15 protein-coding genes are annotated in these 17,689 nt (G+C 67.3%); 9 read left to right on the top strand and 6 right to left on the bottom strand.

Features of this window, described 5'->3' with window-relative positions:
* Positions 1 to 147: 147 nt before the first annotated feature.
* The 3 genes from CRT60_RS18075 to CRT60_RS18065 are packed head-to-tail and all read left to right on the top strand — an operon-like array spanning position 148 to position 3,804.
* Entirely contained in the window at positions 148 to 1,473 is a 1,326-nt protein-coding gene (locus CRT60_RS18075; RefSeq protein WP_244592587.1) for a paraquat-inducible protein A, read from the top strand.
* Positions 1,466 to 3,184, top strand: a complete 1,719-nt coding sequence (locus CRT60_RS18070; RefSeq protein ID WP_098737960.1) for a PqiB family protein — start codon at positions 1,466 to 1,468, stop codon at positions 3,182 to 3,184. Before CRT60_RS18075 ends, CRT60_RS18070 begins: the two co-directional genes overlap by 8 nt.
* A 29-nt stretch (positions 3,185 to 3,213) precedes the next feature.
* Positions 3,214 to 3,804, top strand: a complete 591-nt coding sequence (locus tag CRT60_RS18065) for a PqiC family protein (protein ID WP_244592586.1) — start codon at positions 3,214 to 3,216, stop codon at positions 3,802 to 3,804.
* A gap of 19 nt (positions 3,805 to 3,823) precedes the next feature.
* Here CRT60_RS18065 and CRT60_RS18060 read toward each other — a convergent pair whose 3' ends face one another.
* The 6 genes from CRT60_RS18060 to CRT60_RS18035 form a co-directional block, all read right to left on the bottom strand.
* A complete protein-coding gene (locus tag CRT60_RS18060; RefSeq protein WP_098737958.1) occupies positions 3,824 to 4,375 on the bottom strand; it encodes a hypothetical protein in 552 nt (183 codons plus the stop codon).
* Between the two features lie 93 nt (positions 4,376 to 4,468).
* The gene (locus tag CRT60_RS18055) at positions 4,469 to 5,227 is read right to left on the bottom strand and encodes an ABC transporter permease (RefSeq protein ID WP_244592585.1); all 759 of its coding nucleotides are present in this window, start codon (positions 5,225 to 5,227) and stop codon (positions 4,469 to 4,471) included.
* The gene (locus CRT60_RS18050) at positions 5,224 to 6,183 is read right to left on the bottom strand and encodes an ABC transporter ATP-binding protein (RefSeq protein WP_098737957.1); all 960 of its coding nucleotides are present in this window, start codon (positions 6,181 to 6,183) and stop codon (positions 5,224 to 5,226) included. Before CRT60_RS18050 ends, CRT60_RS18055 begins: the two co-directional genes overlap by 4 nt.
* Positions 6,180 to 7,364 carry an ABC transporter permease gene (locus CRT60_RS18045; RefSeq protein WP_244592584.1) on the bottom strand — a complete coding sequence of 395 codons (1,185 nt, stop codon included), beginning with the start codon at positions 7,362 to 7,364 and terminating at the stop codon, positions 6,180 to 6,182. The genes CRT60_RS18050 and CRT60_RS18045 overlap by 4 nt, the downstream gene beginning before the upstream one ends.
* Positions 7,365 to 7,373: 9 nt before the next feature.
* A complete protein-coding gene (gene osmF / locus CRT60_RS18040) occupies positions 7,374 to 8,306 on the bottom strand; it encodes a glycine betaine ABC transporter substrate-binding protein OsmF (RefSeq protein ID WP_098737956.1) in 933 nt (310 codons plus the stop codon).
* A gap of 184 nt (positions 8,307 to 8,490) precedes the next feature.
* Positions 8,491 to 9,666 carry a glycosyltransferase family 4 protein gene (locus CRT60_RS18035; protein ID WP_143273317.1) on the bottom strand — a complete coding sequence of 392 codons (1,176 nt, stop codon included), beginning with the start codon at positions 9,664 to 9,666 and terminating at the stop codon, positions 8,491 to 8,493.
* Positions 9,667 to 9,994: 328 nt separating this feature from the next.
* Here CRT60_RS18035 and CRT60_RS18030 point away from each other — a divergent pair, with 328 nt between their 5' ends.
* The 6 genes from CRT60_RS18030 to CRT60_RS18005 all read left to right on the top strand — a co-directional run bounded on the left by CRT60_RS18030 (position 9,995) and on the right by CRT60_RS18005 (position 17,677).
* A complete protein-coding gene (locus tag CRT60_RS18030) occupies positions 9,995 to 10,588 on the top strand; it encodes a polysaccharide biosynthesis/export family protein (protein ID WP_244592583.1) in 594 nt (197 codons plus the stop codon).
* Positions 10,589 to 10,591: 3 nt separating this feature from the next.
* Complete coding sequence (locus CRT60_RS18025) at positions 10,592 to 11,704, top strand: glycosyltransferase (protein ID WP_098737954.1); 1,113 nt, start codon at positions 10,592 to 10,594, stop codon at positions 11,702 to 11,704.
* Positions 11,705 to 11,945: 241 nt separating this feature from the next.
* Positions 11,946 to 13,286, top strand: coding sequence for an outer membrane beta-barrel protein (locus CRT60_RS18020; RefSeq protein WP_161958089.1), 1,341 nt, complete (start codon positions 11,946 to 11,948; stop codon positions 13,284 to 13,286).
* Positions 13,287 to 13,319: 33 nt separating this feature from the next.
* Positions 13,320 to 14,678 (top strand): sugar transferase, encoded by a 1,359-nt coding sequence (locus CRT60_RS18015; RefSeq protein WP_204561996.1) that lies wholly within the window; start codon positions 13,320 to 13,322, stop codon positions 14,676 to 14,678.
* Positions 14,679 to 14,727: 49 nt separating this feature from the next.
* Positions 14,728 to 16,995, top strand: coding sequence for a GumC family protein (locus tag CRT60_RS18010; RefSeq protein ID WP_098737951.1), 2,268 nt, complete (start codon positions 14,728 to 14,730; stop codon positions 16,993 to 16,995).
* 58 nt (positions 16,996 to 17,053) lie between these two features.
* Positions 17,054 to 17,677, top strand: a complete 624-nt coding sequence (locus CRT60_RS18005) for a hypothetical protein (protein ID WP_098737950.1) — start codon at positions 17,054 to 17,056, stop codon at positions 17,675 to 17,677.
* Positions 17,678 to 17,689 lie beyond the last annotated feature (12 nt).

Below are 17,689 nucleotides of genomic sequence, written 5' to 3'. Positions count from 1 at the left end.
TCGGTCAATCGCGAATTCCCGAACGTGACACAAGCCATGTTGCAATGCGGCGGAATTCCGCCTATCCGCTTCGCAGGGGCTTGCGCCAACGCTGATAAAAGCCAATTGGAGAGCGGGTTTCGTCGGCTGGAAGGTTCGCGTGCGTGCATGTCGGTTGGAACGGGCAAGGAAGGGTTGAGGGTGCCGGCGGCGGAGAGTCGTGACGATCTCGTCGCCTGTCCCGATTGCGGCCGCCTGCACCGCGTCCGCCTGCCGCCGCCGGGCCGCCGGGCCGAATGCACGCGCTGCGGTGCGGTGCTGTTCCGGAACGGGCGCGGCGGCGTTCGCCACGCGCTGCCGATGGCGGTCGCCAGCGCCCTGATGCTGCTGCTGATCGCCGCCAACCCGCTGATGGGCGTGAATATCCAGGGCAACGACCGCACGAGCCTCGTCACCACCGGGGTCGAGATTCTGGCCGACCAGGGCATGTGGCCGCTGTCGCTGCTGGTCGGCGCGCTGGTGCTGGCCGCCCCCTTCGCCCGCATCATGGCGGTGATCGCCGTGCTGCAACGGCTGCATGACGGGCGTCCTCCCGCCCGGGTGCGGGAGACGGCGCGGCTGTTCGCCTGGGCCGAGAAGCTGCGGCCCTGGGCGATGCTGGACGTCTTCCTGCTCGGGCTGCTGGTCGGCTATTCGCGGCTGAAGGGCTTCGCCAACGCGGAGTTCCTGGCCGGCGGACTGGCGCTGGGCGGCTTCGTGCTGGCCGGTACGCTGATGGATCTGGCGCTCGACAGCCGCCGGGTCTGGCAGGCGATCGACCATGTGCCGCCCAGCGATGCCCCGGCGCCCAGGCGCTGGATCGCCTGCACCGTCTGCCAGCGGGTCCATGGCTGCGACCATGGGCCGGCACCGGACCGCTGCACCCGCTGCCACAGCCGCCTGCACCCGCGCGAGCCAAACAGCCTGGAGCGCACGGCGGCGCTGGTGTCCGCCGGTGCCGTGCTCTACATCCCGGCCAACCTGCTGCCGGTGATGACCGTCGTCAATTTCGGCCAGGGTGCTCCCAGCACGATCCTCAGCGGCGTGCATGAACTGGCGGAGGCCGGGCTGTGGCCGCTCGCCCTGCTGGTCTTCGTCGCCAGCGTCGCCGTGCCGGTGCTGAAGCTGGCGGGGCTCGGCTGGTTCCTCCTGGCCGCGAGGCGGCGTTCGGCCGCGAGGCTGCATGCCCGGACGCGGCTGTACCGCATCATCGACTCCATCGGGCGCTGGTCCAACATCGACGTGTTCATGATCGCCATCCTCACGGCGCTGGTGCAGTTCGGCGCCGTCGCCTCCGTCCGCGCCGATCCCGGCGCCATCGCCTTCGCCGGCGTGGTCGTGCTGACCATGATCGCAAGCCACATCTTCGACCCGCGGGTGATGTGGGACCGCGCAGAAGAGGGCGCGCCCGATGCGGCGCAGAACGAACAGGCTGGAATGATGCGGCATGGCTGACGAGACCCGAGACAACGACCGGCCGGACACCCATTCGCCGGAAAGCCATCCGCCTGCCGATCACCCGCCGGCCAACCATCCGCCAGAGGTCGCGACACCGCCGCGCCGGCGGCTGTCGCCCCTGTGGCTGCTGCCGCTGGTGGCGGTGCTGATCGCCGGCTGGCTCGGCTGGCGCTGGTTGGAGGAGCGCGGGCCGCAGATCGTCATCACCTTCCAGTCCGGCGACGGGCTGGAGGCCGGGCGGACCCGCATCAAGCACAAGAACGTCGATCTGGGCGTGATCGAATCGGTGCGGCTGTCCGATGACCTGTCGCAGGTGATCGCCACCGCGCGCATGGACCGCACCGCCGCCCGCCATCTGAAGGACGGCACCCGCTTCTGGGTGGTGGCGCCGCGCCTCGGCCTCGGCGGGGTGTCGGGGCTCAGCACCGTGGTGTCCGGCACCTATGTGGAGATGGAGCCCGGCGGTGGCGACGACCGGCGGGAGTTCGACGCGCTGGACGAACCGCCGGTGGTCCGCGCCGACGTGCCGGGCCGCAGCTTCAACCTGAAGACCGAGCAGCTGGGATCGCTGGCCCAGGGCTCTCCCGTCTATTTCCGTGGCGTCCAGGTGGGCGAGGTGATGGGCTACAACCTGTCGCCGCAGGACCGCAGCGTGTCGGTGGCGATTTTCGTCCGTGCCCCCTATGAGGGGCTGGTGCATGAGGGAAGCCGCTTCTGGCGGTCGTCGGGCATCCAGTTCTCCGCCGGGGCCGACGGCATCAAGTTCCAGACGGAATCGCTGAAGTCGCTGGCGCTGGGCGGCGTGGTGCTGGAGACCCCGCCGGATCCGGAGGCAGGGGCACAGGCGCTCGATTGGGCCAGCTTCACGCTTTACGAGGATCAGGCGTCTGCGGCGGCTGCTCGCGACCGGCTGCGCGTGCGCTACCGGCTGGAGTTCCCCGGTTCGGTGCAGGGGTTGCAGGCAGGCGCGCCGGTGCTGATGCGTGGCCTGACCGTGGGCCATGTCGCCGCCGTGCGGCTGGTGTATGACGAGGCCAAGGAGGAACTGCACATCCCCGTCGACATTGATTTCGAACCCGATCTGGTCGCCCGGACCTATGCCGTGATCGATGGCAAGCCGATGGACGAGGCGGCGGTGCGCAAGCTGATCGCCATGCAGGTGCAGAAGGGGCTGCGGGCCCGGCTGGCCTCGGGCAACCTGATCACCGGGCAGAAGCTGGTGTCCTTCGACTACGCTCCCGGCCTGCCGCCCTCGCCGGGATCGGAGCGGTCGGAGTTGCCGACGGTGGCCTCCAGCGACCTCGATTCGATCATGGCCTCGGCCGGGGTGGTGATGGAGAAGATCTCAGCCCTGCCGCTGGACGCGCTGATCGCCGACCTGCGCGGCACCTTGCAGTCGGTCGGCGGGCTCGCCGGGTCGCCGGACCTCGCGCGGTCGCTGGCCGCACTCGCCAAGGCGCTGGGCAGCGCCGATGCGCTGATGCGCGACGCCGACCGGCAACTGCCGCAGCTGGTGAAGAGCCTGCGCGGGGTGGCGACCGCGGCGGAAGGCACGCTGAAGAACGCCAACGGGCTGCTGGGCGGTGGGAGCGGGCAGGCCGACCTGCCGGGCGTGATGCGGCAGCTGAACGATGCCGCGCGGTCCTTCCGTGTGCTGGCCGACTATCTGGAACGCCACCCGGAAGCGCTGCTGCGGGGCAAGAAATAATGGGACGGGGAGCAGAGGGGATGAAGGTGATGCGCGGATTCCGGAATGCTGCGCTGGCGCTGCCGCTTTTCGTTCTGGCGGCCTGCCAGTCGACGCCGGACAGCCGGCTCTACACGCTGGCGGTGATCCCGCCGGCCGGTACGGCGCAGCCGGCAGCGACAACGTCCCGGACCCTGGCCTTGGGCTCGCTCGACCTGCCGATGCTGATCGACCGGCCGCAGATCGTCCGCCGCATCGACGGCAACCGGGTGGAGACGCTTGAGTATGACCGCTGGGCGGAGCCGCTGGCCGATGGTCTGCGCTCCACCCTGGCCGGCGACCTTGCGGCGCGGTTGCCGGGGACGACGGTCCTGCCGGTGGCCGGCAGCGGGCTGGCCGAGGGGACGCCGGTGCTGGCCGTCACCGTGCTGCGCTTCGATGCCGACGCCACCGGGCGTGTGGTTCTGGACGCGCAATGGGCACTGTCGCCCGGCAGCGGGCCCGGGGCGCGCAAGATCGGGCCGACGCGCGAGACGGTGGAGGTGCCGGAGGCGGGCGCTGAGCCCGATGCGCAGGTGCGCAAGATGAGCCAGGCGGTTGCGACCCTGGCCGACCGCATCGCCGCGGGATTGCGGCGTTAGGCCGACTCGCGGCGCCGCCTCAATGCAGCAGGGTGGCGCCGCGGTCGGCGGTGGGGCGTGCCCTGTCCCGCTGCCTGTCGATGGGACAGGTGGTCGGCCGGCTCGGCATCGGCGACGCCTGCGCAGGGTCCGGCAGCGTCAGGCCGGCGCGGGCGAGGGCCGCGGCCAGGACGCAGAGCGGCGCCATCGCCATGCGCACGGCGGTCAGCGACAGCCAGTCGTTCATCAGCACCCCGGCCTCGCCATGCAGCCCTTGTTGAGCCAGCCGCAACATGTCGAGCAGCAGGGCCTCGTCGGTGCCCAAGGCCGGGCAGGGCGGACGGTGGAGGTCGAGCGGGCGGCTGGTGGCGGAGAGCACGATGCGCATCAGCGTGTCGAACGCCACCGCCGCGTCATTCGACAGACCGGCGGCGGTCATTCCATCCTGCCAATGCGGATGCTGGCGCTCCGGTTCGCGCAGAGGCTCCGCCCACAGCCGCAGCGCCGAGACGACCAGCGTCTCTGCATCGCACAGATCCTGGAAGCGCTCGCGGCGAGGGGCGGCGCGGCGATGGGGCTGCATGCTGGACATGACGGACTCCGCTTGGGGTGGATCGGCGGAGAGTAGAACGCTTAAATTGCGAATGCAAGTCATTCGCAATGTGTCACCGCTTCCGGTCCGGGGTCAGCGTTGCGACCAGCGCGTCAGCCACCCGGCGAGCCGGTCGAACCCGGCATCGATCACCACGGCGAGTGCGGCGACGATCAGCGCGCCCTGGATGACATAGGCCTGGTTGGACCCGTTCAGCCCGACGATGATCGGCAGGCCCAGGGTCTTGGCGCCGACGGTGGAGGCGATGGCGGCGGTGCCGACATTGACGATGACGGCGGTGCGGATGCCCGCCAGGATCACCGGGGCGGCCAGCGGCAGCTCGACGCGGAACAGCATCTCCGTCGGGCCCATGCCCAGGCCGCGGGCCGAGTCCAGCACCGGGGGCGGTACGCCGTCCAGCCCGGCGACCGTGTTCTCCACCACCGGCAACAGGGCGTAGAGCGTCAGGGCGATCAGCGCCGGTTCGGGACCGAAGCCCATCACCGGCACCGCCAGCGCCAGCACCGCCACCGGCGGGAAGGTCTGGCCCATGGTGGCGACGGTTTCCAGCAGGCCGCGGAATTCCCGTCCCCAGGGACGGGTGACGGCGATGCCGGCACCGCCGCCCAGCAGGATCGCGGCGAGGCTGGAGGCGCCGACCAGCGCCATATGGTCGAGCGTCAGGCTGACGAAGCTTTCCGCCTCGTACAGCGGCCGGTCCAGGCGGGGGAACAGCGTCGCGAACAGCGGCTTCAGCGACGGCATGCCCAGCACCAGCGCCACCAGCACCACCAGACCCAGCATCAGCCGGTCGGTCAGGAAATCCCGTGGGGCCATGCCGGCGCCGGTCATACGGTGCCGCCGGGGACCGTTCCGCCGGAGGTGGGGCGGACGAGGTCGGACAGGTGCAGCACGCCGGCCGGCCGGCCGTCGCCGTCCACCACCGGCAGCCGTTCGGTGCCGCGGGCGACCATCTCCGACAGGGCGCGGTGCAGCGGGGTTTCCGCAGCCAGCGGCTCGCCGGTCACGCTCTCCTGCCGGCGGGCGCGGTCGCCGACCGTCTCCACGGCCAGCCGCTTCAGACCCCATTCCTCGCGTCCGACAAGGTCGCGCACCAGCGGGCTGGCCGGACGGGTCAGAATGTCCAGCGGCGTGGCGCACTGGATCAGCCGGCCATGGTCCATCACCGCGATGCTGTCGCCCAGCCGCAGAGCCTCGTCCATGTCGTGGGTGACGAAGACCACGGTGGTGCCGGTGCGGCGGTGGATGGCCGACAGCTCCGTTTGCAGGCTGGCGCGGGTGATCGGGTCGAGCGCGCTGAACGGTTCGTCCATCAGCAGGATGCGCGGCTCCGCCGCGAGGGCACGGGCGACGCCGACGCGCTGCTGCTGTCCGCCGGACAGCTGGTGCGGATAGGCGCCGCGATACCGGCGGGGGTCGAGGTTCAGCAGTTCCAGCAGTTCCGTCACCCGGTCGCGGATGCGCGCCTTGGGCCAGCCGAGCAGGCCGGGAACGGTGGCGATGTTGCGTTCCACCGTCCAGTGCGGGAACAGCCCGACCGACTGGATGACGTAGCCCATGCGGCGGCGCAGTTCCTCCGGCTTCAGGGACGCGATGTCCTCGCCGTCGATGCGGATGGCGCCCTCGTCGGCGGGGATCAGTCGGTTGATCATCCGCAGCACCGTCGATTTGCCGGAGCCGGACGGCCCGATCAGCACCCGGAATTCCCCTTCCGCCACGGTGAAGGACACGGCATCCACCGCGGTCCAGGAGCCGAAGTGCTTGATTACCCGCTCGAATTCGATCATGGCGCACTCTTTCCCGGCAGGACGCCGATGCTGTGGGTGGCGGCGGCAATGCCGATGGAAAGCAGAGCGTCGGCCGCCACCGCCAGCAGAATGACGGGAACGGCGCCCAGCAGCACAAGGTCCAGCGCGTTGGCGAAAAGCCCCTGGAACATGATGGCGCCCAGCCCGCCCGCTCCGATCAGCGCCGCCACCGCCGCCAGCCCGACCGCCTGGACCACGGTGATGCGCAGTCCCGACAGGAAGACAGGCAGCGCCAGGGGCAGGTCGACGCGCAGGAAGATCTGGCGCGGCGTCAGCCCCATGCCCCGGGCGGCTTCGCGCACCGGGGCGGGAACGCCGTCCAGTCCGACCGCGGTGTTGCGGACGATGGGCAGCAGCGAATAGAGCGTCAGCGCGATCACCGCCGGCAGCGGTCCGACCCCGCTGATCCCCGACCCCGGCAGCATCGCGCCCAGCGCCGCCAGCGGTGCCATCAGCAGGCCGAACAGGGCGATGGACGGCACGGTCTGCACCACGTTCAGCACCGGGAACACCGCGCGCCCGACCGCCTGCACCCGGTGGGCCGCGACCCCGAGAGGGATGCCGATCAGCAGGGTCGGGACCAGCGCCGCCACCACCAGCATGGCATGGCGCAGCACGGCGTCGGCGAAGATCTCGCGCCGGTTGGCGTATTCCTTGAGGATCGACAGCGCGTCGAGATGGCCGGACGCCAGTTGCAGCGCCACCAGTGCTGCGACCGCCCCGCCGACCGCCATCCGGCCGATGGCGCCCAGACCCATCCGGCGCGCCGCGTCGATGGCGGTCAGCAGACCCGCCGCCGCCATCACCCAGAAGCCGGAAGCAAAGGAGGTCCGGGCCGCCGCGGACGCTCCCTGGGCCAGTGCCGCCGCCTGTGCGCCCGCCAGCCAGACCAGTCCGGCGGTGAACAGTCCGCCCGCCGCGACGGTCAGGCCAAGCCCGGCACGGGTGGGCTGCAGGAACGGCGTCGCCAGCAGCACCAACCCTGGCAGCAGGGCCGCGGCCCCATCCAGCCCCTGCACCGCTATCCACAGCGGCACCGGCCGTCCCGAAAGCAGACGGTTGGGTGCGAAGCCGAGAAAGGGCAAGGCCATGGCGGCGACCGCCGCGGCCAGCACCATCAGCAGGGCGACGCGGTTGTGCAGGAGAAGTCGGCTGGTCACGTCGCCGGCTTACTTCAGGAAGCCCTTGGACTTCAGGTAGTCGGTGGCGACCTGCTTCTGATCCTGGCCGTCCACCGAGATCTTGGCGTTCAGCCCGCGCAGGGTCTCGGCATCGAGGCTGGAGAAGACCGGGTTCAGCAGATCGGCGATCTTCGGGTTGGCGGTCAGCACGGCGGCGCGCACGGTCGGCGCCGGCTCATACACCATCTGCGCGCCCTTGGTGTCGGTCAGCACGACGAGGTCGAGCGCCGCGATGGCGCCGTCGGTGCCATAGACCATGGCGGTGTTGACGCCGGACGTCTGTTCGGCTGCCGCACGGATGGTGGCCGCGGTGTCGCCGCCGGCCAGGATCAGCATCTGGTCGGGCTTGAGCGCGAAGCCGTAGGTCTGCTGGAAGGAGGGCAGGGCGGCCGGGCTCTCCACGAACTCCGCCGATGCCGCGACCTTGGCCTTGCCGCCGCCGCCGACCCACTTGGCGAAATCCTCCATGGTCTTCAGTTTGTTGGCGTCGGCCACATCGCGCCGCACGGCCAGCGCCCAGGTGTTGTTGGCCGGGGCCGGCTTCAGCCAGACGATGCTGTTTTTCTCCTGGTCGAGCTGCCGGACCTTGTCATAGCCGGCGCCGGCATTCTTCCAGACCGGATCGCTGTCGACGTTGAAGAAGAAGGCGCCGTTGCCGGTGTATTCGGGATAGATGTCGATCTCGCCCGCCAGCAGGGCGCCGCGAACGATCTTGGTCGGGCCCAACTGGATTTTGTTCTCCGTCGGGATGCCGCCCGCCTGCAAGACCTGCAGGATCATGGTGCCGAGCAGCCCGCTTTCGGCATCCAGCTTCGAGCCGACGCGGACCGCATCCGCCGCCTGTGCCGTGCCGGCCACGAGACCGACTGCCAGGATTGCCGCACCCAGACAGGCGCGGCCCTTGTTGAAGATCGTGAACACCCCGGAACCTCCCCCTGAAAGCATTGGGAAAAGGATGGGTGACGGCTGCGCTTACGGCAAGCCGCGCTTTTCGTCTGTCCTGTCCCGGATATGAGTTTTCGCCTATTTCGCTGAGGAACTTCCTTTCTCGGATGGTCCTCTCAGGCAGAAAACTGCAGGACGTGAGGCGGTCTCCGTTTCCCGGTCAGCCGGTCTCGTTCCTCAGGTCACGAAGCAGCGCACGATAGCGGTCGGCGACCGCCCGTGCGGTGAAGCGTCGGCGCGCGCTGGCCAGCCCGGCGACCGAATAACGCTCCCACCGATCATGGTCCAAGAGAAGGGAGGCCATGGCATCGGACAGTGCGGCTGGGTCGCGCGTGTCGACCAGAAGGCCAGCCCGCCCCTCTTCCAGCACCCAGGGAATAGCCCCCGCATTCTGCCCGGCGACAATTGGGGTGCCCAATGCCAAGGCTTCGAGAGCGATCTGGCCGAAGGCCTCCTCCAAGGATGGATGAACGCACAGATGGCACTGGGCCAAGCGCTCCAGAACGACGGCGTTGGGGACAAGACCTGCGAAGACGATGCCATCGGCCAAGCCGGCGGACTGCGCCCAGCACTCGGCGGCCTGTCCTGGACCGTGCTCGGACCCGTAGAAGGTCAGGACGGCTGTTGGAAAGCGCCGCCGCAACATGGCGAAGGCCTGGATCAGCGTTCGCGTGTTCTTCAGACGCCCCCATCCGTTGGCGACAGAAACGAGTGCAGGTTCCCCTTCTGGCCAACGGCGCGGAACCGGGCGGAAGAAGCGCTCTTCAAGCGGCTGGCCAACCACCGGACAAGGTTTCCGGCTGAAGCGGCCGATCCGTTCCGCGATATAGGGGGAGGGCGCTGCGAAATGCCGCCCGGTGGCCAGCGTCCACAGGAACAGCCCCAGGCGGCCAAGCCGGTAGAGATCCGGCTTGAACCTGAGGATCCTCGGTGCCCAATCGTAGAACGTGATCAGGGTCGGATAGCCGGCGGCCAGGGCACCGAGGGCGAATTCGTAGCCCCAGTGGGCGCTGACGACGTCCGGCGGGTCCTTCCGGATCATGTCGCGAATCGCCCGGCGTTCCGCAGCCATGAGGTCCCGCATGCGATGCCTGCGGCGGTAGGGGGCGACATGGACCGTCAGGTTTCCCGCATCGAAGCGCTGATGGCAGGTCACGCCCTCATCCAACGTGTAGAGCACCACCCTGTCGCCGCCATCGCACAAGGCGAGCACAAGCTGGGAAATGACTGTGGATCCAAGCCCTTGCGGCAGCGCGGAATTCGGGAACATCGCGCCCAGAAGCGAGAGATCCGCTGGCGCGGCAATGCCGATGCGCATGGGGCGGGCTGTGTTCATGCCGTGAAGGATGTCCGGGGCGATGTGCAATCAAAAATGGCGGCCCTCCTGCCGCAAAGCTCCGGTGAGTTCGACCCGGTCACAGTTGCGGCGGTCGCGAACGCTATCGGACATGATCGGCGAAACAGGGACATGCAGGAGTGCCTTTCGATAGGTGCGAGACGCTTCTACATACCATTGAGCGTGTCATTGTCGCAGCGATGTTCGGCCTGCCACGCGCAGGGCGGCGGAATCCCGGGGACATCCGGGCAATGCGCTTCGGCATGGCGACCGAACGATCGGTCGGCTATACCATCCATATGGTATTGTTCGAACGGTGGGGATAACCTTGGCCAAAAGTCTGATCGTCCATGCCTGCAGGATGCTCCTGCTGACCAGCTTCGTCGCGCTTTCGGGTTGTGCATCGACCATCGGCGAGTTTCCAAGCGAACCGGCGCCGAAGAAGGTCAGCAACCTGACCGAAGGGTACCGTCTCGAACCGGGTAACCGCGTCCGGATCATCGTGTTCGAAGAGCCGAACCTGTCGGGCGACTTCTCGCTGGACAGCGTCGGCAACATCGCTCTTCCGCTCGCCGGCAACATTCCCGCCAGCGGGCTGACGGCCAGGGAAACCGGCAAGCGCATCGAAGATGTGCTGCGTCGCAACGCGCTGCTGCTCAACCCTTCGGTTTCGGTCGAGATCCAGACCTTCAAGCCCTTCTACGTGATGGGAGAGGTGCGGCAACCCGGAGAGTTTCCCTATACGACCGGGCTGACCGTCCTGAGCGCCATTGCCCGTGCAGGCGGATACGACTACCGTGCCCGTCAGAGCGAAGTCGTGCTGGTCCGTCCCCAGGGTGAAGAGCAGAAACTCTATCGCGCCGACGAGTTCACTCCGATCATGCCCGGCGACATCGTGAAGGTACTGGAGCGCCGGTACTAGCGGATGCCGCGCGTTCTGCATGTCCTGAATGCCTTGCAGCGCTCCGGTGCCGAGGTCATGCTTGCGGTCGCGACCCCGCATTTCCGCGACGCCGGCTATGACACCCATGTTTTGTCCACCGGTTCGGAGCGGGGGGTGTTCGCTCCGGCATTGGAGCGGGCCGGCTGTATCGTTCATCACCTGCCGTTCGAACGGACGCCCGGCTATGCCCGACTGTTTCGCCGCCTTCTGACCGAGGTGAAGCCGGATGTCGTCCATGTTCACTGCGAACGGGCGGCGCTGCTGTATGCGGCGTTGGCCGGACCGGCGACCAGGGTGGTGCGCACGATCCATGCCTGGTTCGATTTCACCGGGCCGCTGCGTCTGCGCAAGGGGGTGGAGCGCTGGCTGTGTCACCGCGTCTTCGGCGTCAGCCATGTCGTTCCCAGCCCGTCTGTGCGTGTGAATGAACGCCGCCGTTTTATGAACGACACAGCCCTTTGCCCCAACTGGTACGACGACACCCGGTTTTTTCCGCCAACGGACGCCGAACGGCAAGCCGCCCGGCGGGATTTCGGCTTTGCGCCGGACGATCTGGTGGTGGTGAGCATCGGCAATCATGAGCCGGTCAAGAATTATCACAGTGCCCTGCAGGCGATTGGCCGGTTCCGAGCGGAGCGAAGGGTGCGTTTCCTGCATGTCGGCCGTTCCGTCGATCCCGCCACAGGCGATTCCCTGGCGCAGCTGGCAGCCAGGCTGGGCCTGTCGGACCGGGCGTGTTTTGTCGGCCAGTCCGACGACGTGCCCCGCCACCTCCATGCCGCCGACCTTCACATGATGCCGTCGTTGCGGGAGGGATTCGGCATGGCGGCGGTAGAGGCCATGGCGAGCGGCCTGCCGCAGATTCTCGCCGACGTTCCCGGCCTTGCCGATTTCAGGGGGATCGCTCCCGGTGTGATTCATGTTCCGCCGACCATGGAGGGACTGGCCGCCGGTCTTGAAACGATGTCGGCGACCACCGACGGCGAGCATCGACGCAATGCTGCGGGGATCGCTGAGGCGGCACGCAGCCGTTTCTCAACCGGCGTCGGGGTTGCGCGCTATCTCCGGCTTTATGGGGGGCTGCGGTCCGATTGAGCTGGGCTGCATCGTCCAGCGTCGATCATCGGCGCGATGGATTCAGCCCTGCTCTGACAGGTCGCAACCGAAGATGGAAATCATTTCGCTTGGGGGAAAGGGCAGTCGTCGGCAGCGTTTCCCCGCTGTCCGGATGCTTCTTCGGTCATGCCGTCCGCGTCCAGACTATTCTTGTAGTATAAGACTTTAGTGTATGGTACTGGAATATTTTTAGGCATTGATGGTCTGTGAGGCTTTTACAATGTATGCTGGAACGATTTACAAGGATTGCCGGCAGATCGCGCTTGCGTTGGCAGTTCTCGGCACGGTGTCGAGTGCGTCGTTGGCCTTTGCCCAAACCTTGAACGTCCAGCAGGAAGAAGACCCCCGGCGGGCCAACAACGCCGCCCGGATCACCAAGGAAGTTTCTCCCAGCGACAGCGGGACAGACGACAAGGAGCGCGTCCAGGCTTCCTATCAGCCCAAGGGTATCGCACTCGGCAGCTTCATTCTGTTCCCGGCGATTGAAAACGAGGTCTTATTCAACAGCAATATCTACAGCACGCGTGACAACGTAAAAGCCGATATCGTCGACAAGGTGATGCCGGAAATCAAACTGCGCTCGCGGTTTTCCGAACATGCCGTCAATTTCACCGCGCGCGCCGAACAGTTTCTTTACCGCACCCATGATGCCGAGAACCATCTCGACGCCAATATCATGGCCGACGGCCGGTATGATCTGTCGCGCGACTGGGAAGCCAACGGCCTTCTCAGTTTCAACCGCAGCTATGAGGATCGCGGCAGTCCCGATGCCGTGGCCGGCGAACACCCGACCCTGACCAACACCTATTTCACCCGCCTTGGGTCCAAGCAGCGCAGCGGGCGCATGACCTATGCCGCCGTGCTGACACTCGACCGGCGTCTCTACGGCGACGTCTCCACGTCGACCGGCACCGCAATCAACAATTCGGATCGCAACCGCATCGAAAGCGAAGGCACGGTATCGGCATCCTATGAGTTGTTTCCCGGCTACGCGGCCGTTGCCGAACTGTCGGCCAATCGCCGGCACTATGACGACAGGCGTGACGATCTCGGCTTCGAACGGTCGAGTTGGGGGTATGCCGCCCGCACCGGCGTCAGCGTCGATCTCAGCCAGCTGGTTCGCGGCGATTTCACCGTGGGCTATATGGCGCAGGATTACGAGGATTCCCGCTTCACCGATCCGCACGGGCTGTCGGTGCGCGCGAGCTTCAACTGGACGCCGAGCAAGCTGACGGTGGTGGTGCCGAGCCTGGAGCGCTCCATCCAGGAAACCACCGCCTCCCAGACCAGCGCCCTGGTGCGAACCTCGGCCGGTCTGCTGGTGCGTCATGAATTGGAGCGCAACATCGTGCTGACCGCGAGCGGCAAGGTCTTCAACGATTATTACGAAGGCACCCGCCAAAGCAACTGGACCTATGAGGCCCGGCTGCGCGGCATCTGGGCACTCGCCCCGGAATATTACGTCGGCGCCGAGACGGGGACCCGCATCCGAACCTCCACCGTCAAATCGTCCGAATTCACGCAGACGGTCATGCTTCTGCGGCTTGGCGCGCATCTTTGAACGGAGTGAAGCACAGGTATGGTCGCCGCTCCGTTGAGCAGCTTGTCTGGACGCCGGCCGCGCATTGCATGGGCGCCGCTGATTTTGGCTCTGGTCGACCTGCTGGTTCTTGAAGCCGCGGTGCTCTGCGGCGTCGTCATGCGGTCTCTTCTTGCCATCTGGTTGCCCATCGGCATCGGTGCGGAGGTCTATTCCGGGGCGATGGTGGCGGTGGCCTGCATTCTGGCCGGCTACTGGATGGCCGGCCTCTATCCAGGCTATGGCCTGACCGGGGTCGAACGGCTGCGTCTGAGGACCATCGTCACCGCCATTGGTTTTGGAAGCCTGATCCTCTTCGACTACATCGCCCAGAATGGACAATGGTCGCGCGGCATCCTGCTGATCGCGGCCGGGACCTGCCTGGTCGCCGGGCCGGTGGTCGACGCGCTGATACGTGGCGTGCTGGTGTGGCGCGGAGTGTGGGGGGCGCCGGTGGCGGTGTTCGGCCCGCCGGAGCATCGCCACCGCGTCATCGACCGCCTGAACGACCGGCCGGACATCGGCTGGATACCGGTGTACGAGGCTGACGAGCCGGTCGCGGTGAACGGCGCCTCCTTCGCGGTTTTCGCCGTCCCATCCATCGAAGCCCTGGATGTCGAAACGATCGACCACCTGCCGTATCGCGGCATGATCCTCGTATTGTCCGGCGTGGTGGAGTGGCAGAATCTCTGGGTCTCCGCGCGCGATGTCGGCGCATGCATGGGATTGGAGATGCGGCGCAACCTGCTGGTCGGGTTGAACATGGCGATCAAGCGCGGCGTCGACCTGGCGCTGGTCCTGACATTCGGCCTGTGCGCCGTGCCGATCATTGCGGTCTTCGCCCTGCTGGTCAGGATCGTTTCGCCGGGGCCGGCCTTTTTCCTGCAATGGCGCGAGGGTAAGGGCGGTCGGCCCTTCCGCGTCATCAAGCTGCGCACCATGCGGGTCGATGCGGATACCGATCCGTCGCCGGTGCCGGACGGCGGGGATCCGGCGGTCTCCCAAGGACCGAGAGAGATGAAGCGGCCCGACGATCCGCGCATCATCCCCGGCCTGGGACACTTCATGCGCCGGTTCAGCATCGATGAGCTTCCTCAACTGCTGAACGTCCTTCGCGGGGAAATGAGCCTGGTGGGGCCGCGTCCCTTGCCGGCCTACCATATCGCCGCGCTCGATCCGGCATCGTGCCGCCTGCGCCGTATGGTCCGCCCCGGCCTGAGCGGCCTTTGGCAGGTGTCGGGGCGCAGCCTCAGTACTCTGGACGAACAGCAGGCGCTCGATTCCTATTATGTCCGGAACTGGTCGATCTGGCTCGACTTCCACATCCTGGCCCGTAGCGTCGCCATCGTGCTGACAGGGCGGGGCGCATGGTGATCGACCGAACCGTGCGCTTGAGGATTGCTGAACTGGGAATGCCGACACCATGACTTCCGCCGATCATTACGCTCCTCGGCACCACGCTCCCCGACATCACGATGCCCCGGCGCGGCACGCCCTGGGACTGGTGGGTGAACTCGACTTCAAGCAGACGCTGATCACTCTTTGGCGGCGGCGTTACTACATTCTGCTGCTGACGGCGATCGCCGCGGGCGGCGCCTGGCTTCTCGTGTCCCGCATCCAGCCGGTCTACACGGCGACGGCGGAAGTGATGATCGACAGCCGGCGGACGCGCATCGTCGACATCAAGGAGATTCTCTCGCAGCTCTCACCCCAGCTGGTCACCGTCAGTAGCGAGGTGGAGGTTTTGCAGTCCCGCACTCTTGCCACGCGGGTGGCCGATGCTCTCAATCTCTATGACGATCCCGAGTTCAACACCGCTCTCCGGCCGGAGCAGCCATCGCTGTTCGACTTCAGTTCGCTCAGGAGCGTGGTCACCCAGGTCCGGGACATGCTGTCGCTGGAGTCCCCGGCCCCCATGGACCCCACGCCGGCAGAAGCCGAAGCGAGCAAACGCGCCGAGGTGATCGACAGGCTGCGCAGCGGATTGGGCGTCGCCGCCGTTCCGCAGTCGATGGTCATCCGGATCTCGTACCGCTCCCCCAATCCGGCCGCGGCGTCGCGCATCGCCAACGCGTTCGCCGAACATTACATCACCGAGCAGCTCGAAGCGAAATTCCAGGCGGTCCGTTACGCCACCAACTGGCTGAACGAACGGCTGGAGGGATTGCGCCGGGATCTGGCGGCGAGCGAACAGGCGATCAGTGCCTATCGCGCCACCCACAATCTTCTGGAAAGCCACGGCGCGTCCACGACCCAGCAGAAACTGACCGAGCAGAACTCGCGCCTGGTGGAGACCCAGAGCAAGCGGGCCGAGGTCGCGGCAAGGATCGCGCGGCTGGAGGCTGTGGGCCGGGCCGGGCGGGGCATGGCGGCTTCGGACGAACTGCTTGACTCGTCGTTCCTCTCGCGGCTGAAGGAGCAGGAGGCGACGCTGTCCGGCCAAGCCTCCGACCTCGCGTCGCGCTATGGCGAGCGCCATCCGCAGATCGCGAAGATCCGTGCCGAGCTGGGGGAGATTCGCGGCAAGATTTCCGCCGAGATCGCTCGCCTGACCCAGGGGCTGCGCGGCGAATTGGCTGTTCTGCAAGATCGCGAACAGTCGATGTCCCGCGAGATCCGCGAGATGGAGTCGCGATCCTTCAGCCAGAACAACGCGGAAATCGGCTTGCGCGAACTGGAACGCGAGGCTCAGGCCAACCGCATTCTCTACGAAACCTTCCTCAACCGTTTCAAGGAAACCGACCAGCAGGAGACGATCCAGCAGCCGGACGCCCGCATCATCTCCTTCTCCGAGCGCCCGCGGTCACCGACCTCGCCGAAGAAATTCATGCTGATCCTGGCGGCCACGTTGGGCGGAATGATGTCGGCGCTCGCCCTGGTGCTGCTGGTCGAGAAGTTCGACAACACCATCCGGACCAAGGACCAGCTGGAGCAGCTGACCGGCCTGCCGGCGCTCGGGCTGGTGCCACAGATCAGCGGGCCGGCCGGCAGCGTCGCCGCCTATCTGGTGGAGCGCCCGGCCTCCTCCTACGCCGAGGCGTTCCGTATCGCCTGCTTCGCCATCCGCCATCCGCCGGACCGCCCGGAACCGAAGACACTGGTCATCACCTCGACGGTTCCCGACGAAGGCAAAAGCCTGACGTCCTTGTCGATCGGCCGGACCGCCGCGATGCTGGGCCTGCGGGTGCTGCTGGTCGATGCCGACATGCGTCGGGCCTCGATCGGCGCCAAGGTTGGGAAAGCATCGGATCTGAGCCTGGCCGAGGTGCTGACCGAGGGTTTGGATTTCCGCAGCGCGGTGATCCGCGATCCCCTGACCGGCCTCGACATCCTGACCGCCAGGGCCGATGGCCGGAGGCCGGTGGACATGCTGGCCATGGCCGACAAGGTGCAGCAGACCATGCAGGCGATGCGCGACGCCTATGACCTGGTGATCTTCGACTGTCCCCCGGTGCTCTCGGTCGCCGACGTGCAGATCCTCGCGCGCCATGCCGATGCGACCCTGTTCTGCCTGCGCTGGAACGCCACCCCGCGGGAGAGCGTGCTTGCCGCGGTCCGCATGCTGACGGATGCCAAGGCGAATGTCGCCGGGGTGCTTCTGACGCGCGTCAACGTACGAAAGCATGCCAGCTATGGTTACCGCGACATGGGGTATTACTATGGCAAGCACCGCAACTATTACACCAACTAGGCCGGTGACGGCCTCGGGGGGGCGGCACCCTGCCTCTGCATCGAAAGCCGCCGTCGCGGTGTCCGTGCTGTGCGGCCTGTTCGTCCTGGTCCTTTGCTTCGGACGGCTGGGTGCGGAATGGACGCTGCTGCAGAGCGCCACCCGTGCCCCGCGGGCGGCGCCGGCGGAGTTTGTCGATGCGTTGAGCCGGGAGGCAGCCGGGTCCGGTGTGGCGCGCGCCGCCGCCGTTGCCGCCGCCCTGCGTCTCGCCGGGTTTTCCAACGCGGAAAGCCGGGCGGAGCGCGAGGATCGTCTTGCCGCCACCGTGGCCGACCTGCATCGGGCGCTCCTGGGGGCGCCGCTGGTCGCGGCCAACTGGGAACGGCTGGCCTTCACCGAGCAACTCCGCCATCGCCCGCTCGAAGCCGCCCGGGCGTGGCGCATGGCGGTCGTCGCGGGAGCCTTCGATCCCGCCGCGATGGCGAGACGCCTGCAGAGCGGCTTCGCCCTGTGGCCCTACATGGACGCCGACGGGCGGGACGCCATGGATTTGCAGGTGCGCACTTTCTTCGCCTGGGGGCCGGGAAGCGTGACCGAGCTCGCCGTCCGCTTTGGCGCGGAGGAGATCGTGCGCCAGGGGTTGGCGGCGGAACCGGCGGCGGCCGCCGACTTCGAGCGGCGCCTCTCCCATCTCAAGCATTGAACGAGAGAAGAC

The sequence above is a fragment of the Azospirillum palustre genome (assembly GCF_002573965.1).
Lineage (GTDB): Bacteria > Pseudomonadota > Alphaproteobacteria > Azospirillales > Azospirillaceae > Azospirillum > Azospirillum palustre.
This window is presented reverse-complemented; position numbering and strand designations above follow the sequence as displayed.